Source organism: Acinetobacter sp. 1566109 (assembly GCF_000582255.1).
Lineage (GTDB): Bacteria > Pseudomonadota > Gammaproteobacteria > Pseudomonadales > Moraxellaceae > Acinetobacter > Acinetobacter nosocomialis.
In genome coordinates this window covers 87,314-108,629 of sequence record NZ_JEYB01000006.1, presented here as the reverse complement: position 1 = coordinate 108,629, position 21,316 = coordinate 87,314, and the positions used below count along the sequence as shown (strand labels likewise).

General features: G+C 36.0%; 21 protein-coding genes. 5 read left to right on the top strand and 16 right to left on the bottom strand.

Annotation, left to right across the window (positions count from 1 at the left end; genetic code table 11):
• Positions 1-601 (top strand): PQQ-dependent sugar dehydrogenase (locus J582_RS08920; protein ID WP_032047773.1); only part of this gene is annotated, 601 nt, incomplete at its 5' end.
• 54 nt (positions 602-655) lie between these two features.
• Here the strand turns inward: J582_RS08920 and J582_RS08915 are convergent.
• The 8 genes from J582_RS08915 to J582_RS08880 all read right to left on the bottom strand — a co-directional run bounded on the left by J582_RS08915 (position 656) and on the right by J582_RS08880 (position 12,113).
• The gene (locus tag J582_RS08915) at positions 656-1,099 is read right to left on the bottom strand and encodes a universal stress protein (RefSeq protein ID WP_004708443.1); all 444 of its coding nucleotides are present in this window, start codon (positions 1,097-1,099) and stop codon (positions 656-658) included.
• A 143-nt stretch (positions 1,100-1,242) separates the two neighbouring features.
• Entirely contained in the window at positions 1,243-3,336 is a 2,094-nt protein-coding gene (locus J582_RS08910) for a GGDEF domain-containing protein (RefSeq protein ID WP_031983695.1), read from the bottom strand.
• Between the two features lie 615 nt (positions 3,337-3,951).
• Complete coding sequence (locus J582_RS08905; RefSeq protein ID WP_006580896.1) at positions 3,952-4,167, bottom strand: hypothetical protein; 216 nt, start codon at positions 4,165-4,167, stop codon at positions 3,952-3,954.
• Positions 4,168-4,356: 189 nt separating this feature from the next.
• On the bottom strand, positions 4,357-4,821 hold the full coding sequence (locus tag J582_RS08900) for a MarR family winged helix-turn-helix transcriptional regulator (protein WP_004708449.1): 465 nt from the start codon (positions 4,819-4,821) through the stop codon (positions 4,357-4,359).
• A 683-nt stretch (positions 4,822-5,504) separates the two neighbouring features.
• A complete protein-coding gene (locus J582_RS08895; RefSeq protein ID WP_032047771.1) occupies positions 5,505-7,223 on the bottom strand; it encodes a fructose-specific PTS transporter subunit EIIC in 1,719 nt (572 codons plus the stop codon).
• Entirely contained in the window at positions 7,210-8,157 is a 948-nt protein-coding gene (gene pfkB / locus J582_RS08890) for a 1-phosphofructokinase (protein WP_031982741.1), read from the bottom strand. The genes J582_RS08895 and pfkB overlap by 14 nt, the downstream gene beginning before the upstream one ends.
• A gap of 14 nt (positions 8,158-8,171) precedes the next feature.
• Positions 8,172-11,030: a phosphoenolpyruvate--protein phosphotransferase gene (gene ptsP, locus J582_RS08885; protein WP_031982740.1), complete on the bottom strand. Its 2,859-nt coding sequence runs from the start codon at positions 11,028-11,030 to the stop codon at positions 8,172-8,174.
• Positions 11,031-11,252: 222 nt separating this feature from the next.
• On the bottom strand, positions 11,253-12,113 hold the full coding sequence (locus J582_RS08880) for an alpha/beta fold hydrolase (RefSeq protein WP_031982739.1): 861 nt from the start codon (positions 12,111-12,113) through the stop codon (positions 11,253-11,255).
• 137 nt (positions 12,114-12,250) lie between these two features.
• On the opposite strand from J582_RS08880, the gene J582_RS08875 reads away from it, so the two are divergent.
• Complete coding sequence (locus J582_RS08875; protein ID WP_004708460.1) at positions 12,251-12,706, top strand: hypothetical protein; 456 nt, start codon at positions 12,251-12,253, stop codon at positions 12,704-12,706.
• Between the two features lie 33 nt (positions 12,707-12,739).
• On the opposite strand, the gene J582_RS0104480 is transcribed toward J582_RS08875, so the two are convergent.
• From J582_RS0104480 to brnQ, 3 genes are all read right to left on the bottom strand, one after another.
• On the bottom strand, positions 12,740-12,985 hold the full coding sequence (locus tag J582_RS0104480; protein WP_000949688.1) for a hypothetical protein: 246 nt from the start codon (positions 12,983-12,985) through the stop codon (positions 12,740-12,742).
• A 258-nt stretch (positions 12,986-13,243) separates the two neighbouring features.
• Positions 13,244-13,663, bottom strand: coding sequence for a GlcG/HbpS family heme-binding protein (locus J582_RS08870; protein ID WP_002050687.1), 420 nt, complete (start codon positions 13,661-13,663; stop codon positions 13,244-13,246).
• 191 nt (positions 13,664-13,854) lie between these two features.
• A complete protein-coding gene (brnQ, locus tag J582_RS08865) occupies positions 13,855-15,156 on the bottom strand; it encodes a branched-chain amino acid transport system II carrier protein (protein ID WP_031982738.1) in 1,302 nt (433 codons plus the stop codon).
• A 352-nt stretch (positions 15,157-15,508) separates the two neighbouring features.
• Here brnQ and map point away from each other — a divergent pair, with 352 nt between their 5' ends.
• Positions 15,509-16,303, top strand: coding sequence for a type I methionyl aminopeptidase (map, locus tag J582_RS08860; protein WP_031982737.1), 795 nt, complete (start codon positions 15,509-15,511; stop codon positions 16,301-16,303).
• Between the two features lie 57 nt (positions 16,304-16,360).
• On the opposite strand, the gene J582_RS08855 is transcribed toward map, so the two are convergent.
• Positions 16,361-17,260: a LysR family transcriptional regulator gene (locus J582_RS08855; protein ID WP_002050716.1), complete on the bottom strand. Its 900-nt coding sequence runs from the start codon at positions 17,258-17,260 to the stop codon at positions 16,361-16,363.
• Positions 17,261-17,501: 241 nt separating this feature from the next.
• On the opposite strand from J582_RS08855, the gene J582_RS08850 reads away from it, so the two are divergent.
• Positions 17,502-17,825 carry a hypothetical protein gene (locus J582_RS08850; RefSeq protein ID WP_031982735.1) on the top strand — a complete coding sequence of 108 codons (324 nt, stop codon included), beginning with the start codon at positions 17,502-17,504 and terminating at the stop codon, positions 17,823-17,825.
• A 46-nt stretch (positions 17,826-17,871) separates the two neighbouring features.
• Here J582_RS08850 and grxD read toward each other — a convergent pair whose 3' ends face one another.
• Positions 17,872-18,213 carry a Grx4 family monothiol glutaredoxin gene (grxD, locus tag J582_RS08845; protein WP_000138830.1) on the bottom strand — a complete coding sequence of 114 codons (342 nt, stop codon included), beginning with the start codon at positions 18,211-18,213 and terminating at the stop codon, positions 17,872-17,874.
• Positions 18,214-18,440: 227 nt separating this feature from the next.
• Here grxD and J582_RS08840 point away from each other — a divergent pair, with 227 nt between their 5' ends.
• A complete protein-coding gene (locus J582_RS08840) occupies positions 18,441-19,649 on the top strand; it encodes an aspartate aminotransferase family protein (RefSeq protein WP_000129946.1) in 1,209 nt (402 codons plus the stop codon).
• Positions 19,650-19,701: 52 nt separating this feature from the next.
• Here J582_RS08840 and J582_RS08835 read toward each other — a convergent pair whose 3' ends face one another.
• The 3 genes from J582_RS08835 to J582_RS08825 all read right to left on the bottom strand — a co-directional run bounded on the left by J582_RS08835 (position 19,702) and on the right by J582_RS08825 (position 21,293).
• The gene (locus J582_RS08835) at positions 19,702-20,133 is read right to left on the bottom strand and encodes a CBS domain-containing protein (protein WP_002050640.1); all 432 of its coding nucleotides are present in this window, start codon (positions 20,131-20,133) and stop codon (positions 19,702-19,704) included.
• Between the two features lie 138 nt (positions 20,134-20,271).
• Positions 20,272-20,646, bottom strand: a complete 375-nt coding sequence (locus J582_RS08830) for a DUF2750 domain-containing protein (RefSeq protein WP_001087274.1) — start codon at positions 20,644-20,646, stop codon at positions 20,272-20,274.
• Between the two features lie 413 nt (positions 20,647-21,059).
• Positions 21,060-21,293 (bottom strand): hypothetical protein, encoded by a 234-nt coding sequence (locus J582_RS08825; RefSeq protein WP_002050673.1) that lies wholly within the window; start codon positions 21,291-21,293, stop codon positions 21,060-21,062.
• Positions 21,294-21,316 lie beyond the last annotated feature (23 nt).

The window sequence follows — 21,316 nt, the reverse complement described above, 5'->3', positions numbered from 1 at the left end:
CATTTTAAAAGGTGGGAACTATGGTTGGCCAAATGTAGCGGGTTATAAAGATGATAGTGGTTATGCTTATGCTAACTATTCGGCTGCAACCAATAAATCACAAGTTAAGGATTTTGGACAAAACGGAATAAAAGTAGCTGAAGGGGTTCCGGTGACTAAAGAATCTGAATGGACTGGTAAAAACTTTGTAGCCCCTTTGAAAACGTTGTATACCGTTCAAGATACCTATAACTACAATGATCCAACTTGTGGTGATATGACTTATGTTTGTTGGCCAACAGTTGCGCCGGCATCGGCATATGTATATACGGGAGGCAAAAAAGCAATTTCAGGATGGGAAAATACATTATTGGTACCATCTTTAAAACGTGGGGTAATTTTCCGTATTAAGCTAGACCCGACGTATAGTGTGACTTTAGATGATGCTATCCCGATGTTTAAAAGCAATAACCGTTATCGTGATGTGATTGCAAGTCCGGAGGGTAATGTTCTATATGTACTGACAGATACGGCTGGTAATGTGCAAAAAGATGATGGTTCCGTAACAAATAATTTAGAGAATCCAGGTTCTCTCATTAAATTTACGTATAACGGAAAGTAATCTACGCAAAAAACCCAGCGCTATCGCTGGGTTTTTACACAACTTTAGATGTATTTATTCAGTTACGACCAACACTGGTACATGGATTTCTCCTAAGAGTGCTTGCGTTACACTTCCTAAGAAAAACTTTTTAAAACCTTTTCGCCCATGAGAACCAATTACTAATAAATCAGCTTTTAGTTCAGTTGCTGCTTTAATAATTTCTGTGTGAATTGTTTGACCCTCAACAATCTTTGTTTCAACAGAAATTCCGTGTTGATTAAATTGTTCTTTAGCTTGATCTAAGATGCCCTGAATCGAAGCTCTCGCTTTATTAAAGTAATCTTGCGCAATTTCTGTACTATCGATGATTTCAACTGAAATAAAAGGATCAATAGTAAGCGCATATACTAAAGTGACTTTACTGTTAAACGCTTTAGCAAGGCTTGCAGCATGGTTAACCGCAATAAGTGAAGTAGGAGAACCATCGACTGGAACTAAAATATGGTGATAACTCATATATTGCTCCTTATTGTCTTATGACAATATTTATTGTTGAAGAACCTAAGCTTGTTATCGTTATGGTTATATTATCGCCAATTTTATGATTTCTATTGTGTGTTTTTAGTGTGCAAAGTGAGCGACCTTTTTAAAGGTAGAGATTAACTCATTGAATAATGGCTTTCTAAATAAGCCTGACCTTGTTTGAGAATAGATACAACCTGATTGGCATCGATAGCTTGTTCGAATAAAAAGCCTTGTCCAATGTTATAGCCAAATTGAAGAAGTAATTCTTCTTGTTCTGGTGTTTCAATACCTTCTGCAATTAGACCAAGTGAGAGATTTGGAGCAAGTAAGCCAATGGCTTGAACAATTGCATAAATTGATGGATCATTTTGCATCTTTTGTATAAAACTACAGTCGACTTTTAGACAGTCAATTGGGTAATCTCTTATATGCGTTAGAGAAGAGAATCCTGTTCCGAAATCATCTAAAGCAATGCGTACTCCATGTTGTTTTAGTTTATTGAGTGCGCGAATAACATATTCCGAACCACGGTCCCCAAGCATATGCTCAGTAACTTCTACTTCAATTAAATGTGTAGGAATTGCTAGATGATTAATTTTTTTTAATAGCCGTTCTGCATAATTATCTCTTAAAAACTCAACTGGTGCAGCATTTAGAGATACTGGAAGGGGCTGAAAACCTAATTTTATCCATTTAGCCATATCATGCAAAACTTGATGCTGCATGATTTCACCAATTTTACTTGCTAAATCATAATCTTTGAAAGCTTCAGCAATCTGAGAAGGTAAACCTGTCTGAGCCGAGGTCGTATGCCAACGGAGTAATGCTTCAAAGCCCACGACAGTATGTGTTTTTAAATCAACTTTAGGTTGATAATAAGGTTGGATGGTATGGTGACGAATAAGCTGCCGGGCAATGTTAAGTTGAGACGCGATTGCCTCGGTTAATTGCATCATACTCGGGTTATACATACGTATACCGCCACGACCTCGAGCTTTTAAGTCATGCAGTGCCATGTCTGCACAGCTTAATAAACTTGATTGATCAACAGCATCTTGAGGATAAATGGCACAGCCAATGCTCATCCCGCCGTTGAGTACATTACCGGCATACGTAATAGGTTGATTAAGTTGCTGAAGCAATACTTCAGCAAGCTCGCGCACATCATTTTCATTTTTTAGATGGCTGACAATAACTGCAAATTCATCGCCACCTAATCTAGCCACAGAACATTGTTCATGGTCTACACATTGATTAAAACGTTTGGATAGTATTTTTAATAAGTGATCACCAGCACTATGACCTATGGTGTCATTAATGTGTTTGAAATGATCTAAATCAATTAAAAGTAGCCCTACACTTGTTTGCGTTTCCCTTGAGTAGGCTAGAGTACGTTTTAGTTGAAGCTTAAATGAGCGTCTATTAAATAATCCTGTGAGTTCATCTCTCTCGCTAATATCCCTTAGACGGTTTTCGGTAAGATACTGTTGAGTGACATTTCGCGAAACACACAATATTTGAATAATTTCGCCGTTTGTATGTTGAATTGGGGTAAGCATATTATCCCAATACTCAGGCTCTTGATTTGGTAAACAACTCATGCCGGCGAATCGGGCTACTTTACCTTGTAGGGCTTTTTTTAAAGCAACTCTTCCACGTTTACGAATATGAGAGGGTAAAAGATCTAACCATCTCATGCCAAATTTTTTTTCATCTACAGGTATACCTAATGCAAGGCATCCTGATTTATTCATATGAGATACAGTGCCATCTGTATTTAAAACTTTAATACAATCGACACTGATATCGAGCATTTGATTTTGTATATCGATATCTTTTCGTAAGCTTTGCTGCTCTTGTATATCTTGGTCAATATCTAGAAAACTAACAAACCATTCGTTTTCCTGAGAAGATTCATGGTATTTCGACAATTGAATAGAAAGCTTACACCATCGATAGTGGTGACTCTTATGCAAAAGACGGCATTTAAACTCAACTCTTGATTGGAGCCCTATAGCATCTAACCATTTATTTTTAACTTCTTCTAAATCGGCAGGGTACACGAAATCTAACCATTGCTGAAACAATGGAGGAGAAGTATCGCGCCAGTACTTTGTACACTCCGTATTGCAGTATAAAATTAAGCCCTTTTCATCACTGACCCAAGTCGGTAGAGGAAACTGCTCAACAATAAAGTGCTTTTGGGTAGTGTTCGACATTGAAGTCATAACATGCCTAAAACTGCTGAAGAGTTAAACTATTTATAAACTGTATTGTAATAGTTGTGTCGTCCCCACAAAAGCTATAAAAACTGAATATTTGATGTTTTTTTAGACTTGAATAAATGTTTTTCTAAACTCGAACTGTTATTACTCATGTATGCATATGTTATTTATTAACTTTTAATTTTACGAAAATTATAAAAAATAGAGTTTTAACTTTAAAAAATTATGCTTATTTTTGTAAAAAACTTGTTAAAACAGGTGTTTATATAGCTGTAATAGAAGGCTTAACTGAGAAATTTATATCAAATAAAATATTTAAATAAGAAAAAAATGAATTACTTTGAATATTTTCTTTTAAAAAATTTATATAAAGAATCAGTTTAAGTTATTAAGCATTAATACAATAAGCACTATTAACTTTACAAAAGTAATATAAAATAAGGTCTTATGATATCGTAGAATTCTTTTTGTCAAAAAGGATATATAATTCCTTTTTGTGCATTTTATAGCCTACATTTTCCCCAAGATGTAGGTTTTTTTTATGCCAAAATTTTATTATCTCACTCGTTATTAACTTGTTAAATTATAAATAAAAAAAAGCCATAATGGCTTTTTTATTTATACGGCTTCTGGTTTTTTCAACTGTTGTTGAATATAGAGATTCATATAGTATTGCTCTATATAATCATCAGCATAATTATTAGCTAATGTTTTTGTAGCTACTTGTTCATGCTTAGCATAGCAGTTAGTTTCCAAGTCCTTTTCAAGTACCCACCATTGGCGATTAATACGACGTACCTGAAACTTATCACTTTTATATTTTCTTTTAGCCATTTTTCCTATCATTACAATGTAGAGAATAAAAAAGAGTTTCTACTGGAGTTGAAAGAACAAGTCAACAAGTAGAATGTTTAATTGATTACTTTATGAAATCCATGTTCTTTATCATAATTATCATGTATAAAAAAAGCCCTCATGAGAGAGCTTTAAATCTAATAAATTTTGCAAATTATGAAAAAATAACTAACGCGATAGATTTTTTAAAAGCATTTTTAAGCTTTCCATCATTTTTTCTAACTGTAGGGGGGTAATACCTTCAAATGATTGTTCAAGTACCACACTCGTAAGGTCATTAATTTTACTGATCATTTCAATACCACGTTCAGTAAGATATACACGTGTAATTCGACCATCTGTTTGGCAAGAATATGTTTCAACTAAACCTTCATCTTTTAAGCGATAAACAATTTTAGTTGTCGTGGACATCTTTGAAATAATCATGTCAGATAGCTCAGATACGCTAGCATGAGGTTTGCTACTGAGTGCAAGCATAATACGTCTACGAGAATTATCGAGGCCATATTTTTTAAGCGCATTATCAATATTTTGAACATATTGAGCATGGACCTGAGTAATCCAATAATATGGAAAATCTTCAAGAGTGAAAGATTCTGTTGTAGGTAAAAAACGCGCATACTTCTTTGTCATTGACTTTTCCCCATACCTTGGTGGATCGCATTTTTATGAAACTAATCTTAATAGTTGAAAAATATAGTTTCACTAAGCAAGTTATATCAGGACTTTAAGTCTTGAGCAAAATTTATATTGTTTGAATTAACAAGGACAAACTATAAATTTTCCTATTCTGATAAAACTTTTTTCTTACCGTTTATTTGAACTTGGCTGCTCGCTTGTTCGTAAAATGAACGATACTTGTTTGCATGAGAATCCTAGAAAAAAAAACTTGTTTTGAACGTGACATTTCTATAAAAATTTTTTGTCTATAAAGTCATAACGATAAAAAATCAATCCATTTAATAAAGAAATGTTTAATTTAATCAATAGTTTGATTTGGTTTGAAGTGCTAAAAATTTACCATACATTTAACATGATTGATGAATAATCTATAAATTTTATTAAATATTTGTTTTTATGTTATTGATTTTTAAATATTTACCTTAAATAGAATGATTCTTTTAAATTATAACTTAAATATGTAAATAGAGTTCTCGAAGCTCAAAACTTAAAAGATGAGACTAACCAAAAACCAACTCTTGCAGTGTTATTAGCCCAAGATCTTCCTGAACAAGTTATGGCGCGTGCAGTTCAAATTAATCAATAAAATTATTTAGTAAAAAAAGGGAGAATCAGCATTCTCCCTTTTTTTAAGATTATGTATTTGTTATTAGCTTTTCTTCTTGATTCTTTTTAAGGATGGCATAGCTTACTCCCGTTACGATGCTTCCTGCTGCAATTGCTGCTAGGTATAGCCACGCATGATTGATTGCATTTGGAATCAGGAGTACAAATACGCCGCCGTGTGGAGTAACAAGTTCGCAGTGAAATAAGGCAACTAATGCACCAGTTACTGCACCACCTAGAATACAGGTTGGAATAACACGCATTGGATCTTTTGCCGCGAATGGAATTGCACCTTCTGAAATAAAACATAAACCAAGCACGAAAGCAGCTTTACCAGCATCTTTCTCACCTGTACTAAATTTATTTCTAGCTAGGAAGGTCGCAATTGCCATGCCTATAGCAGGTACCATTCCACCTGCCATCGTTGCAGCCATTGGCATATAGGTATTGGTTGTAAGTAAACCAACTGTAAAAGCATAAGCTGCTTTGTTGATTGGTCCCCCTAAATCAATACACATCATACTTGCCAGAATAATTCCCATTAATACGGCATTTGTCGTGCCCATGTTGTTGAGGAAATCTTTCATTAACTCAAAAATATGCGCTACAGGTTGACCAACCACATAGAACATAATGAGTCCAACAAATAACGTTCCTAATAATGGAATAATTAAAATAGGTTTAAGAGACTCTAAGCTAGTTGGAAGCTTAACTTTTTTAGCAATAAATAACGCGATATAACCTGCAAGGAAACCAGAAACAATACCGCCTAAAAAGCCCGCTTGTAGTTGTGCTGCTAATAAACCCCCGATTAAACCGGGCGCCAGTCCAGGGCGGTCTGCAATGGAATATGCGATATAACCCGATAGCATGGGTACCATCAGTGTAAATGCTGCTGCACCAATCTGTTTTAATATGGCTGGTAGGCTGCCAGCTTGTTCAGCTGCATTCAGGCCAAAACATAAAGAAAGAGCAATTAATAAACCACCTGCAACAACCATAGGCAGCATATAAGAAACACCAGTTAATAGGTGTTTATACACACCAACTTTTTCAGTTTTATCTTTATTTTCCGTTGTAGCTTGTTGTTTACCTTGTTCTAAAACTTGTGCATTCGCAATTGCTTCGGCAAAGGCCTTATCAGTTTGTTTTAAGGCAAAGCCAGTACTGCATCGATAAACACGTTTACCTACAAAACGGTCTGTGTTGACTTCAATGTCAGTGGCAAGAATAACAATATCGGCGTCTGCAATCGATTCAGCAGATAAAATATTCTTTGCACCCACAGAACCCTGAGTTTCTACATCAATTTGGTATCCAAGTCTCTCTGCGCCTTGCTGTAAAGCTTCAGCTGCCATAAATGTATGGGCAACACCAGTTGGGCAAGCAGTAATCGCAACAAAATGAGTTGCTGTATTTGAAGCTTGCTTAGGTTTTTGATCCCACCCATTGGCTGGTTTTGAGTGTTCAAGTGCCGTTAAAAGCGCTTTGTCTGCATCATCTTTAATATCTTCAATAGAAACTAAAGTTAAAGCGTTTTGCCCAAAAATATTTAGATTTTTAGGTTGTTGTCCAATAATAATGACATGATCAAAATGATCGCTTGATTCAAACTCATCGAGTGAAATGACACTGTGTTTATAGCCGTGTTGAGTTGCGACTAAAGCAAGTTTACGAGCCAAGATTAAAGCATTGACTTGCTGTTGCGGACTATTAGTGACAAATAATAAATGTTTAGCAGTTTGCATCAGATTCACTCAATGAATTGATAATAGTTTGTGCTTTTAGTTGGTCTAGAATCTCAGGAGTAGGGATTCGAAAACCAATTTGTGTTACAGCATGGCTTGCAATGGCAGTCGCAGTTTTTAAGGTTTCTTCAGGAGGCAGTTGGTTAACAAGTCCATGGATCATGCCGGCTAAGAGTGAATCACCAGCGCCTACTGTACTTTTTACAATAACTTTTGGTGCTTGAGCATGTAAGGGGTGAGTGGCGTGTAACCAATTTACGCCATCTTCACCCATTGAGATAACCACATGCTCAATATTGGTTAAGCTATCAAAAAGTTCTCTTTGTTCAGCGTAGCTTGTTGCAGGGCGTTGATAACTTTCAACCAACTCATCTGTATTCGGTTTGATCATCCAAGGTTGACATTCAATTGCAGCAACCAGCGCTTTACCACTGGTATCTAGTGCAACTTTCTTATTATTTTTTTTGATCAGTTGAATAAGATGTTGTAACTCATCAATACTAAAACCTTGCGGGAGGCTACCAGCTATTGCAACGACCTCGACTTGTGGTAACAGAACCTCAATCTTATTAAATAGGCTTTGTTTGTCTGTTTCAGAAACAAAGAAACCTTTGCCGTTTAAATCGGTCATCCGCCCAGAATGCTCAGCAATTTTTATATTTTGACGTGTTTCGCCATCAATATAAATAAACTCGGGTTGAAATTGAGCTTGTGCAAAATGTGTATCGAAAATTTGTCGATTATGCTCACCTAAAAAACCACTTACGATTACATCGTGACCTAAGTCTTTCAATACTTGAGCCACATTAAGGCCTTTACCAGCAGCATGAATTTCTACCGACTCTTGTCGGTTCACTTCTCCTACTAGTAACTCATTCAGTTGGATGGTTACATCAATTGCAGGGTTTAAAGTAACTGTCAAAATTTTAGCCATTACTATTCCCAATCTTATAAGTCTTGTTCAGATAGCTGGCGCACAGCAGGGGCGCTATCGCATAGTAAAGCTTGTTGCGCAAGCTTTTGAGCATGGCTATAGCTTAGTGTACGGATTTGAGCTTTTACTAAAGGAATGCTATTTGGAGACATACTCAGTTCATCTACGCCTAATCCCATGAGAATAGGTACAGCTTTCGGGTCTGCTGCAAGCTCACCACAGATTCCTACCCATTTGCCGTGTTTGTGGGCAGCTTTAACAGTTTGATCAATCAAGTTCAGAATACTTGGGTGTAACCCATCTGCTTCAGCTGAGAGTATTGGGTGGCCTCGGTCAATCGCTAAAGTATATTGAGTTAGGTCATTTGTTCCGATACTGAAAAAGTCGACTTCTTGTGCAAGAATTGGCGCAAGTAGAGCAGCAGACGGAACTTCAATCATAATGCCAACTTGTAAATTATCACATGGATGTTGAGCTCTTACTTCATCAAGAATCGCTTTTGCAGCGCGCCATTCTTCAACACGTCCAATCATTGGGAACATAATTCGTAGTGGGCGATTATCTGATGCTTTCAATAAAGCAGTTAATTGCTGCCTTAAAATCTCAGGACGTCTTAAGGTTAAACGAATTCCTCTTAACCCTAGGAATGGATTTTCTTCCTCAGCAATTGGTAGATAAGGTAAGGGTTTGTCACCACCTACGTCTAATGTTCGTACAACAAGTGGGCGGCCAGCAAGTGCATCTAATACCACTCGGTAGTCAGCTTCTTGGACAATTTCATTAGGTGCACTGCTATGAGACATGAAAACAAGTTCGGTTCTAAGCAGACCAATCGCTTCTGCACCACATTCTACAGCTTGTGCGGTTGCTTGAACTTTACCTAAATTGGCTGCAATTTCGATTTGATGTTGATCTAAAGTAATAGCCGGCTCTTGGCTATGACGTTCGGCTTCTTCACGGATTTGACGCTGTTGTTCACGCTCTTGCTTAGCTTGTTCGATTTGAGCTGCATCTGGATTTAAAACGAAAGTACCTGTGTCACCATTAATAAGTAAAGTACTTTTTGGATCAATTTCTAGGACTTGTTCACCAGCACCAACAATAGCTGGAATACCTAAAGCACGTGCCACAATTGCACTATGTGCACTTGCACCACCTATAGCAGTGAGAATACCTGCGACTCGATCTTTGTTGAGACGAGCGACATCACTTGGTCCAACATCGTGCATGATTAGAATATATGGCTCTTTAGGCTCTTCAATAACCACTTCACCACATAACTGTGTTAAGACTCGGTCACCAATGTCACGTAAGTCTGTTGCACGTTCAGCAAGTAAACGGTCCGGTAGAGCTTCCTGTGCTTTAGCTGCAGCTTCAATATGCTCATGCCAAGCAGCAGGCGCTGATAAATTTTGGTTAATTTTTTGATATACACCATTAATCAAATCAGGATCATCAAGCATTTCTAAATGAGCTTGAAAGATTTGTTTAATTTCAGAAGCATCAGCTTTGGCAATAACTTGGTGAATATTATTTTTTACAGCATGTAATGCAATATCTAAATTTTCTTTCTCAGCTTTTACACTTAAACCCATACGTTCATATTGATAAACCTTTGGTTTAATCACATGTACTGGTCCAAAAGCTAAGCCACTTGATGCTGCAATTCCCGTATTGTTGCCCAATGTCGTAGCATTTGATATTGCAGTTTGAGCAGGAAGCTGGTTAGGTGTTTCACTGGTTACAGGTAGCGCTTCAACTTCTTCACCTAAGCCTTGCTGCACTGCCAAAATAACTTGATCTAAGGCTTCTACGGCATCGGTTTCTGGTTCTGCGATAAAACGTAGAGTTTGACCACGTTTACAACCTAAGGCTAAAAGACGAGTTAAACTTTTAGCAGAAACAAAACTACCATCGTCTACAGCAACTTGAATATCACCTTGGAAAGTTTTTGTAAGATTAACAAGGTGTGTAGCTGGTCGGGCATGTAAGCCGTGAGCATTTGCCAGTACAACTGAGCGTTGAGGCCAGTCCGGAACAACTTCAGCCCCAATAATTTTTGCAATTTCATTTGGAGTTTGAGTTTTATCTAGCTCGGCAACTTGCTCAGGGTTAAATAAAATATCAATTAAACGATTAAATCTTTCGTTATCGAGTTGGTCATTGGCTGCTATACAAACGAGGGTGTTCAGCTTTTTACCATTTAGTTCTAAAGCCTGTGATGGTTTAGTAATGCTAATAGCTGGTTGCTGAACAAAATGATTGCTAGAAATGGACCAGATTTGATCTTGCAGTTGAATGGCTTGTTCTGGATCAAGTGAACTTAGAAAACCACATTTTACAAAATTATGTTTTTTTAGTGTTTGAGAGGCGGCCCAAAGTAAATCTTCGATATCTTGTGCATCGATTTCGGTTTGAATAAGATTTTCATGAAGTGCTAAAGATAATGGCTGAGCTTGTAGTAATTCGATAATCTGCTCAGGTTTAGAAGCATTTTTTACTTGTTCGCTGACGTCATGCATTAAGGCACGAGTAAGAATTTGCAAAACTTGCAAATGTTCATCAGATTTTGCTGCAATAACGACAGCTAAATAAATTTTATTTTCTCCATCCCAGATCACACCTTCAGGGAAATGGGCTAAGCGAATACCTGTTTTTAAAATATATTCACGTGATTGAGGAGTACCGTGGGGAATGGCAATGCCTTGGCCTAAGTAAGTCGCGCTTTGTTGTTCACGATTGATGAGTCCTGTTATATATTCAGGCGTAACTAACCCATCTTTTTCTAATATATCTACTAGACACTTTAATGCATGTGTTTTATCAACAGCATGTTGATTCATATGAATATGTTGAGGCTCTAGTGCTAGCATAATTATCCTTGAACAATTTCTTTGGCTTTAGCTAAAACAGAAAAAAAGAAGCTGTTTGCATTAAATAAGTAAATATACCTGTTTTGACAACAGCTTCAGATGAATTACCTTAGCAGAACTTTAAATGTATATCGACGCATTTAAGTAAAAAGCTGCTCGTTTTTAATACAAAAAAACCTCTAAGCCGGATTACTGACTTAGAGGTGAAAATAAAAGCAGGGTTTAATGATTAATTTCTTGTTCTAAAATAGACCAAAGTTTTTGATGTGATTTTTTAAATAGCAGCATATGACCAATTGCTTTATAGCCTAAATCTTTTGGGCTAAGTTCAATCATTTTTTTATTTGCGTTTGGATATAAACTTAATAATTCTTGTACATTACGTTTAGTTGCAATCTCATCATCATCGGCCCAAATAGCCGTAATAGGACATTGAATATCTGAATGAAAATCATGAAAAATCGTCTTGCCTATGGCATTTTTCACATATCCAGGACGGCTACAAAACTCTCGCCATTGTTGAGCAACTTTTTTAGGTAGGTTTTCTCCCATACCAATAAATTGAGTTGCTCCATAACCTTTAACAAGACTAGAGATAGGAAAGATAATATTAAACATAACTGGTGCTAAAACCTTGGTTTTTCCTTTAAGGCCTTTAATATGTCCAGTTGAACCAGCAACCGTTATTACTTTTGCGACTCTATTATAATTAGGTACAACTCCTAGTAGTTGTCCACCAGCACTATGTCCAATAAGGATAACTTGATCTGATTTCGTTTTTATTAATAAAGCATCAATTGCAGCAGGAATATCAAGTGTTCCCCAGTCGGAAATACTTGCGATGCTTTGTTTTAAAGCGCCATGTAGGGACTCGCCAATACCACGAAAGTCAAAACTCAATACATCGTAGCCTTGTTGGCTTAACCATGCGGCGAAAGAGTGATAAAAGTTTTTAGTTATACCTGTTGCTGGACAAATGAGAATAGGATATTCAGTTTTCTTTTCTTGAGCAGGATAAAATTGAGCTGCAAGCTGATAACCATCTTTACAGGTAATCCAAAAAGATTCAAAAGTCTTATCCATAGATTTAAAGTTAATTGGCTAATCATTTATCTTAATGTACATGAGTTCTGAAAAGGCACTTGATTAAATTGTGACTACAAAGTCAAGATTTATGTTATATAACTCATCAAATTTTAATAAAACGAATAAAGGAAATGATGGATTTATCGAAAGCCGTACAGTTGGCTATTGTCTTTAGTGGCGTCTTTTTATGGATAGGAATGTTAACCGGGGTATGGAAATATTGGCAAATTCGCCGTTCCGAATTAAGCCGTGCACATTATTATGTAGATATTGCACATAGAAGCAGTTTGCTTTATGCAGCAGCTACACTCATTCTAGCTGTATTGAGCTATTTCACTGTTTTAAATGAGGATATTGCTGTATGGTGTGTATTGGCAAATATACTGTTTTTTAGTTTCTCAATTTTAGTTTATATCATTCATGGGTTTTTGCAGGATACGACCAATCAATTTAAACAACCGCATAGGTTAGGGCAGGTTAATTTGCCGACATGGCTGATGACATTTATGATGATTGCTTTAATTATTACTGAGCTGCTGGCAACTGCTATTTTGGTAATGGGAACGATTTTTCTATTTTTAAATAAATAAAAAATGGATGATTGCTCATCCATTTTTGAATTCTTATTTCTGTTGACTAAGTCGTCTTTTAGCTAATTTTCGCATTTTGTGGTCGACAAAGGCCCATACACAAAATACAAAAGAAACAACCATGGCATACATAAAGTATTCGGGTTTCAGATTCCCTTTAATCATACCTTGAAACAGTAGAGTCAGCATAAGAGCAAGTGTTGTTACTCCATAAACAACTGAATCTTTACTGTTCAGAGTGTTAATGAAGACTTGTTTGTTGAAATGTAATGATAACATCTCCATCCCTCCTTGTGGTTGCGCTAAAACCGAATGTTTTAGTCAAGAATAAGTTTAATGTTGTACTTGTATTTTTAGCTTAATTCAATAGTCAATTGAAAAATTTTTGAACAGTTTTATGAAAACCTCTATATTTATAAATAGTTAAGGTATAAAAAAGGTAAATATTAAATATTTTTGTATAAAATACTTAATATTTTAGAAAAGAGAAATTTTTAGGTGAAAAGTGTAATAACTTCTCTTTTCTCTCAATTTACTTTAGTTGCTTTGTTTCTTTAAGAAGACATCAATTGCGTGTTGTGCAATTTCAGCATCTTCAAAAGATTGGACACCAGAAACACCAATTGCACCTAAAATCTGGCCTTCATAAATAATCGCTTTTCCGCCTTCTAGCATACCTTTAGCACTTGGTAGACTTAAGAAACCAAGACGGCCATTTTGAAGAAGTTCTTCGTAAAATTTTGACGGACGGCCACTCATTGATGAGCATTTAGCCTTTTCTAGGCATATATGTGTACTGAGAGGAGAGGCACCATCTAGGCGTTTCATAAGTAATAAAGAGCTTGTTTCATCAACAATAGCTATACTGACTTTGAAGTTGTGTTCGATTGCATATTTTTGAGCTTCTTCCATTAAAAACTCTGCATCTGCTAATGTTAGATAATATTTACTTTTCATTTATGCTCTTCTTTCCTGAGTAAGCTAAAAATTATTTTAATGTAATATTACAGCAAAAATTAATTATATCTATAGTTGAATTGTCATTAAATACTAGTGTTGGAAATAAAATGCTGGTTGGGTAAACGCAGCATTTTATTCAATATATAAAATCATGTTTGGGTAAAACTCGATTTCAAAAAAACACCAGGTTAAATGCTTTTATGTTTAACTTTGTCGATAAGGGTAGTTACCGCAAGAACAACTAAAGATGGGATCAACCATGCTAAATTCTGTTCATTTAATGGTAAATGTTGAAGGAACATAGGAAGATTATCTCCAAAACCCGCAACCTTAAGCCCATCGATAATTCCGAAAATTAAAGCAATACTTGTTACTGAACCAACAATAAAAGATGGTTTATGCCAAAATTTCCAGAAGAAACTGAGCATAATAACCACAATAGCTGGTGGATAAATTGCACTTAAAACCGGTACTGATACAGCAATGAGTTTGGTCAATCCAAGATTAGAAATAATGAAAGAGAAACCAACTAAGATAAATACTAAAAGCTTATAAGGTAACTTGGTGAGTTGAGCAAAATATTCACCACACGCACAAGTTAAACCAATTGCAGTTACCATACACGCTAAGAAAATAAGTCCAGTTAGGAATAATGAACCCATATTTCCAAAAGCATGTTGAACATAGGCATGCAGAATTACAGCACCATTTGCGGCATTTGGAGCAACTTCGTGACTACCTAAACCTAATTTAAATAAGCTTAAGTACACTAAAGTAAGACCAACACCTGAAATAAGGCTAGCAATAATTGCATATTTGGTGACTAGCTTTTTATCTGTAACACCACGCGAATAAATTGCTTGAATAATAACGATACCAAATACTAAGGCACCTAAAGTGTCCATAGTAAGATAACCATTTACGAAACCTTCCGAAACAGGAGAGTTAACGTAATGATTAATTGGAGCAGGAACGTAGCCCGCAGGAATCATAACCGCTGCAATACCTAAAATTGCTAAAGCGATAATTTTTAGAGGTGCTAGAACATGTCCAACTGTGTCTAAAAGCTTGTTTGGATATAACGAAACTAAAGTAACAAATGTAAAATAGATTGCGCTATAAATTAAAAGACTACTGCTTGATGTTCCGAAATAAGAGGAAAAACCAATTTCATAAGAAACTGTTGCAGTTCGTGGTGTAGCAAATAAAGGACCAACTGATAAATAACAGACTACTGTTAAAATCAGACTTGCGATACGCCCTAAAGGTGAACTAATGATTTCAATGGAACCCTGCATGCGAGAGAGTGCCATAATCGTAATTACGGGTAAGCCAACAGCAGTAATCAAAAAGCCTATGGCCGCTAACCATACATGATCACCAGCTTGCTGTGCGACAATGGGAGGAAAGATAATATTACCTGCCCCAATAAAGAGGGCAAAGGTCATAAAACCTAAGGCAATAATATCTCCAGTACGAAGTTGTTGCATAAATTAAATTTAACAAAAAAGAAAGAATTTTAGAGTAAAAGAGAGCATGATCAAGCGCTATTTTATGTGAAAAAGAGATTTTTCAAGTTTTCTAAATCAGTCAGAGATATGAAAAATATCAACTGGTTAAGTTATCTATTTGAAAAACCTTTGAAAGAAATAGAGAAAATAGTTTTTAACTCTGATTTTTTAAAAAAATTATGTAAAAATAAAAATATAAAATACTATTATGAATGTTGAATATTTGGGCATTTAAAGCTTTCCGCCTATCATATATCCATTCTAAAATACTATAAATTAACTAACATTTTTGTAGGTGTGATCAAAACAGTGCCTACGAGGATAAAATTGAATGAGAGCTTCTACTGTTACAATTAAAACAGAACAAGATCTGGAAAAATTAAGAATTTCTGGGCGTTTGGCTGCACAAGTTTTAGAAATGATAGGGAAGTACGTTAAGCCAGGCGTAACAACTGAGTATTTAGACAATATTTGCAATGATTACATCGTAAATACTTTAAAGGTCATACCAGCCAATGTTGGTTATCACGGTTTCACAAAAACAATATGTACTTCAGTCAATGAAGTGGTGTGTCATGGTATTCCATCTCCAAATAAAGTTTTAAAAGATGGCGATATTATTAATATTGATGTAGCGATTATTAAAGATGGTTACTTTGGCGATACGAGCCGTATGTACTACGTTGGAAACGTAAATCCACATGCGAAAAAGTTGGTTGAAACAACTTATGAGGCAATGGTTGCTGGTATTCATGCAGTGAAACCTGGCGCTACTTTAGGTGATATTGGTTACGCTATTCAATCGGTTGCTCATCGCGAGGGTTATAGCATTGTTCGAGAGTATTGTGGGCATGGCATTGGTAAAGTTTACCATGAGCAGCCTAATATTCTGCATTATGGTCAACGTGGACAAGGTTTGGTTCTAAAGAAAGGTATGGTCTTTACAATTGAACCTATGGTGAATGCAGGCAAACCTCAAGTTAAAGAATTAAATGATGGTTGGACCGTCATTACTCAAGATCTTTCTTTATCTGCTCAATGGGAACATATGGTTGCAGTTACAGATACAGGTTTTGAGCTACTTACACCTTGGCCAGAAGGGGTGGGAAATTATCCAAAAACTTAATCGTTATAAAATAAAAAGTTCGATATAACATCGAACTTTTTTATGGAGCTTAATTTATTAATGCTCTGAGAGATGTTCCACAAGATAATCAATAAATACACGCACTGCTGGAAGTAGTCCTCTACGAGATGGGTAAACAGCGTGGAATATACCGTGAGCTGCTTTCCAGTCCGGTAAGATTTGTACAAGCTGACCCGATTTTACAAAATCTTCAGCTGCTGTTTCTGGCAATAAGGCAATACCACAATTCTGACTTGCAAGTTGGGCAAGCATATAAAGATTTGTTCCCATTACAGTGGGGCTAACTTTCACTTTTTTCAGTTGGCTATCTGGACCATGTAAAATAAATTGTTGATCTAAATGCTCTTCGGACAAGCTTAAAATACGATGATCGCTTAACTCATCAGGTGACTTAATATTACCAAACTCATTTAAGTAAGCTTGGCTTGCGAATAAACTTTGTTCTATGAGCGCAAACTGTCTAAGTACTAAGCTAGGGTCATCATCTAATTTAGATCTGACACGTAGAGCTACATCAATACCTTCATTAATCACATCAACGCGACGGTTGCTTACAATAAGTTGTAAACGAATTTCGGGATATTTTTTTAAGAATGCCGGTAAAATTTTAGGTAGCTGGTTTTGTGCAATGTCTACAGGAACGCTTACTTTGACTACGCCTCTTGGTTGAATACTTAAGTGATCAACTAAATCATGGGCTGCTTGAGCAGCATTCATCATAACTTGTGCGTGTCTATAGATATCCATCCCGATATCGGTAACAGCAAAATGACGAGAACTGCGCTGAATTAAGCGAACCCCTAAATTTTCCTCTAAATTATAAACACGACGACTTAATTTTGATTTTGGAATGTCCGTAACACGTTCGGCAGCACTAAATCCACCATGCTCAACAACAAGGGCAAAACAATAAAAATCATCAAGATCTGTGAGCATTAAAATATCCTATTTATGCAACACTAAAGATTTTACATTATTAGTTTTGCAACGATAAAGTTTGATTTTAATTTTTTGTAAAAGGCCGATAAATACGAGCGAGTAAAGGGAATTAAATAATTTGAAATTTTAATGTAATTACATTGAAATGCTCTTGTAATTTATTTTATGAAGCTTAAAACAAATATAGCGTTTACATATTATTTTTCATAAAATAGATTTTTCTCGGTTTTTTAAAAGTATGTCTTACCAGTTAGTTGAATTAGAAAATGCATCGGCCAATATCCTTTGTCCAATCTGTAAGCTTTCAGTTATTGATTGGACACAGGAGCAGTACCTCCAACCTTGTGAACATACATTGTTTATTGCAATGGATTTAGGCTTTGAATTTGTAGCTGATCGTTTTGAAGAAGTTATGAATCAAAACGTAGATGAGTTGCATGAAGATCCGAACATGAATATTTTTGATGCGATAACTACCACACCGTATAAAAATTTAACTATTTTAAAAGCAGATCTTGGTGTTGAGGGACTATTTCGTTATATCGGTATAAGTGATTGTTAAATTTATAAGTATAAAAAAGCCAATCTTTCGATTGGCTTTTTTATTATTAAGCTTCTGGAGCTGCGCTGTATTGTTCGATTAATGGTTTTAATTCGCCATTTTGGAACATTTCAAGCATGATATCGCTACCACCAATAAGCTCGCCGTTTACCCATAATTGTGGGAAAGTAGGCCAGTTTGCAATTTTTGGTAAAGTTGCACGAATATCAGGGTTTTCTAAGATGTTCACATATGCAAATGGACGACCAATTTGACTGAGCGCCTCTACTGCACGTGCAGAGAAACCACATTGTGGAAACTGTGGAGTGCCTTTCATGTAAAGTAAAACGGGATGCTTCGCAATTTGATCGCGAATTAACGCTTCAGTATCACGTGCTTGTTCAGTCATAAATAGATCCTCAACTAATCTTGCAGCATTATAGGGGGTGTTCACATCGCTTTGCAAACCGCCTTGTTGCTTAAAGTTGCACAGAATATTCAATATTTTATTGTATAAACCGAAGCGATAGCAAAAAGCAGACGAAATTTTAGATAAATGAAGGATGAGACTTTTCATCAGTGCAAGTTTTTGTTTATATAAACCCTTCTTAAAACCTCATACAGACAGAGTTCGTGATGACTGATATTACCCTAGCTCCAGTACAACCTGATCAACCAACACACTTAATGGCTACTTATGGTCGCCAAGCGATCAGTTTTGTCCGAGGCCGAGGGGCATATCTTTATACACAAGATGGTACAGAATATTTAGATGCACTTACTGGTATTGCTGTATGTGGACTAGGACATGCTCACCCAGCTATTGCCGAGGCAATTGCAGAACAAGCAGCTACTCTCGTGCATACGAGCAATTTATTTGAAATTCCTTGGCAAACTGCTGCGGCGCAAAAGCTTGCTGAGGTTTCAGGTATGGAAGAAATTTTCTTTTCAAACAGTGGTGCCGAGTCAAACGAAGGAGCGATTAAAATTGCTCGTAAATTTGGTACTCAACAAGGTATAAGCTTGCCAAAGATTATTGTGGCTGAACAATCATTTCATGGTCGTACTTTGGCGACACTTTCTGCAACTGGTAACAAGAAAGTACAAGACGGTTTTGCACCTTTGGTGGAAGGCTTTATTCGAGTCCCATTTGGTGACATTGAAGCCATTCAAGAGGCAGCCTTACAGCATCCAGATATCGTTGCTATTTTAATTGAACCAATCCAAGGTGAAGGTGGTATTAATACTGCACCTCAAGGATTTAGCTATTTAGAAGAAGTTCGCCAAATTTGTAATCAGCATAACTGGTTGATGATGCTAGATGAAATCCAAACTGGTAATGGTCGTACCGGTAAATACTTTGCGTATCAACATACAAATATTATTCCGGATGTTTTAACTACAGCAAAAGGATTGGGTAATGGTTTCCCTGTAGGTGCTGTAATGACTCAAGGTAAGGCTGTAGGTTTGTTAGGGCCAGGCAGTCATGGTTCTACTTATGGCGGTACAGTATTGGGTTCTCGTGTGGTTTATACGGTAATTGACACAATCCAGAAGGAAAATGCGGTAGAGAATGCAGCAGTAGTAGGTAATTATATTGTTGATCAATTACGTGCCCAATTGTCGGATAAGAATGTGCAAGTACGTGGTTTCGGTATGATGATCGGTATTCAACTACCTAAAGATTGTGCTGAACTTGTTGCGATTGCTCGTGATGAATACAAACTTATTATTAACGTTACGGCAGGTTCGGTGGTTCGTTTATTACCGCCAATCAACATGACACAAGCTCAAGCTGATATTTTGCTAGAGCGTTTAGTTGCTTTAATTACGAATTATCTTTAATTTTTAAAGACAATAAAAAATGGGCGTTAATCGCCCATTTTTATTTTTGTATTTAGCCTGAAATATATTGCTTTAATTGTTCAATTAAAACTTTCTGATCTTCCATAGCTGCTTTAACTAAGTCACCAATTGAAATAAAACCAACTAATTTTTCATTATCTAATACAGGTAAGTGTCGTAAATGACGATCAGTCATGAGTTGTAAACATTCTTCAACTGTATTGTTTAAACCTACGGTTATTACTTTTGCCGTCATAATTTCAGCAACTGTGGTGCTATAAGAAGAACGCTCCATAAGCGTTACTTTTCGTGTGTAATCTCGTTCAGATAATATTCCAACAACTTTTTCACCTTCTGCTACAACTAAAGCACCAATACCTTTTTCCGCCATAATCGTAATTGCTTCGAGGACAGTCGCTTCGGGTGAAATTGTAAAAATGGCTTGTTCAGATTTGTTCTTAATTACTTGTGCAACGATAGTCATTTCTTCTGTCCTGTTGTTTTATCATTTTGATTTAAATTAGCTCGATTTTTGAAAAAAGCAAAGACTTACGAGTCATTCAAATATTAGTTTTACGCTTAAGCGCTCAAAAAGCACTCTAAATTTGGTAGCTTAAAAACTTTAAGCTACCTGCCATTTTGGATGATTAAAAAAGAAATGATGCATTTGTTGAGTAGATAACTTCAACTTACGATGAGATGAGTTAAATAATGCAGGGGTAACTTTTAACCGTGTTAAAGTAGGTAATAAAGATTCATGAAAGTCTTTTGGGGTAATTTTTCTTGGCTTGTAATTAGGCCAATGAGTTTTGGCATATCGATGTGCTTGCACTCCATTTAACCAAAAAGGAAAAATAAAATCTTCCTGATCTGATTTAATGGCCCAGCCTTCATCAAATAGTCCCCAAAGAACTCCACAATACATCATGGTTCTTAAAATATAAATCTTGATCATCAAGTCTTTAGAAACCGGTTGTAGATTACTTAAACTGTTCATTTTAAATTTAAAGGTTTTCAACTTGTCTTGCTTATTATAAGAAAACCACATGACATTTCAGTTTAAACAGGTGTCAAATCGTAAACAAATATTGATGACTTGAAATATCTATATAAATCAATACTAAAAAATAATGCTGTGTTATGACTAAGAATAGTGAAGTAGGGTTGCAGAAAAAATTAATAACTTTAGTTTTTTCAGATATAAAAAAACGCCACCTGAGCAAGACAAAGCGACTAAAGCTTTGGCGAAGCGCAAGATGAACATAGTTATGGTTAATTTATATTGAACTTTTTACAGGTATAAAAAAACGCCACCTGAGCCACGGCTAAAGTGGCGAAGTAAGGCTTTAGATAAATAGGTAATTTTGGTTTTTGATAGGTATAAAAAAACGCCACCTAAGTGACGTCTCTTTATGCTTGCATGGTGGCTAGTTTCTGCCAATATTGTGCTTTCATGGAATCACGTTCTACACGGAAACCTTGATAATATAGCTCTGCTAAGAATAGGGCAGCTTTGCCGTGACCAGCACGCGCAACTTCTTCTAACTGCGCAACAGCATCTTGGAAATTCATTTGAGAGTGAATTGTGTTAACTGCAGTTGCGTATACATGTTCTAAATCATGATGAGAGATACGTTGAATCATATAAAACTCCTTATTTTAATTAT

Excerpts from the sequence above, each read along its gene's own strand:
- J582_RS08900 (WP_004708449.1), bottom strand. The coding sequence starts at position 4,821 with ATGACAAAGAAGTATGCGCGTTTTTTACCTACAACAGAATCTTTCACT.
- ptsP (WP_031982740.1), bottom strand. The coding sequence starts at position 11,030 with ATGCTAGCACTAGAGCCTCAACATATTCATATGAATCAACATGCTGTT.
- J582_RS08840 (WP_000129946.1), top strand. The coding sequence starts at position 18,441 with ATGACTGATATTACCCTAGCTCCAGTACAACCTGATCAACCAACACAC.
- J582_RS08905 (WP_006580896.1), bottom strand. The coding sequence starts at position 4,167 with ATGGCTAAAAGAAAATATAAAAGTGATAAGTTTCAGGTACGTCGTATT.
- brnQ (WP_031982738.1), bottom strand. The coding sequence starts at position 15,156 with ATGCAACAACTTCGTACTGGAGATATTATTGCCTTAGGTTTTATGACC.
- J582_RS08910 (WP_031983695.1), bottom strand. The coding sequence starts at position 3,336 with ATGACTTCAATGTCGAACACTACCCAAAAGCACTTTATTGTTGAGCAG.
- pfkB (WP_031982741.1), bottom strand. The coding sequence starts at position 8,157 with ATGGCTAAAATTTTGACAGTTACTTTAAACCCTGCAATTGATGTAACC.
- J582_RS08870 (WP_002050687.1), bottom strand. The coding sequence starts at position 13,663 with ATGAAAAGTAAATATTATCTAACATTAGCAGATGCAGAGTTTTTAATG.
- J582_RS08855 (WP_002050716.1), bottom strand. The coding sequence starts at position 17,260 with ATGCTCACAGATCTTGATGATTTTTATTGTTTTGCCCTTGTTGTTGAG.
- J582_RS0104480 (WP_000949688.1), bottom strand. The coding sequence starts at position 12,985 with ATGTTATCATTACATTTCAACAAACAAGTCTTCATTAACACTCTGAAC.
- J582_RS08895 (WP_032047771.1), bottom strand. The coding sequence starts at position 7,223 with ATGCAAACTGCTAAACATTTATTATTTGTCACTAATAGTCCGCAACAG.
- J582_RS08830 (WP_001087274.1), bottom strand. The coding sequence starts at position 20,646 with ATGAACAGTTTAAGTAATCTACAACCGGTTTCTAAAGACTTGATGATC.
- J582_RS08915 (WP_004708443.1), bottom strand. The coding sequence starts at position 1,099 with ATGAGTTATCACCATATTTTAGTTCCAGTCGATGGTTCTCCTACTTCA.
- J582_RS08850 (WP_031982735.1), top strand. The coding sequence starts at position 17,502 with ATGTCTTACCAGTTAGTTGAATTAGAAAATGCATCGGCCAATATCCTT.
- J582_RS08880 (WP_031982739.1), bottom strand. The coding sequence starts at position 12,113 with ATGGATAAGACTTTTGAATCTTTTTGGATTACCTGTAAAGATGGTTAT.
- J582_RS08825 (WP_002050673.1), bottom strand. The coding sequence starts at position 21,293 with ATGATTCAACGTATCTCTCATCATGATTTAGAACATGTATACGCAACT.
- map (WP_031982737.1), top strand. The coding sequence starts at position 15,509 with ATGAGAGCTTCTACTGTTACAATTAAAACAGAACAAGATCTGGAAAAA.
- J582_RS08835 (WP_002050640.1), bottom strand. The coding sequence starts at position 20,133 with ATGACTATCGTTGCACAAGTAATTAAGAACAAATCTGAACAAGCCATT.
- grxD (WP_000138830.1), bottom strand. The coding sequence starts at position 18,213 with ATGACTGAACAAGCACGTGATACTGAAGCGTTAATTCGCGATCAAATT.
- J582_RS08875 (WP_004708460.1), top strand. The coding sequence starts at position 12,251 with ATGGATTTATCGAAAGCCGTACAGTTGGCTATTGTCTTTAGTGGCGTC.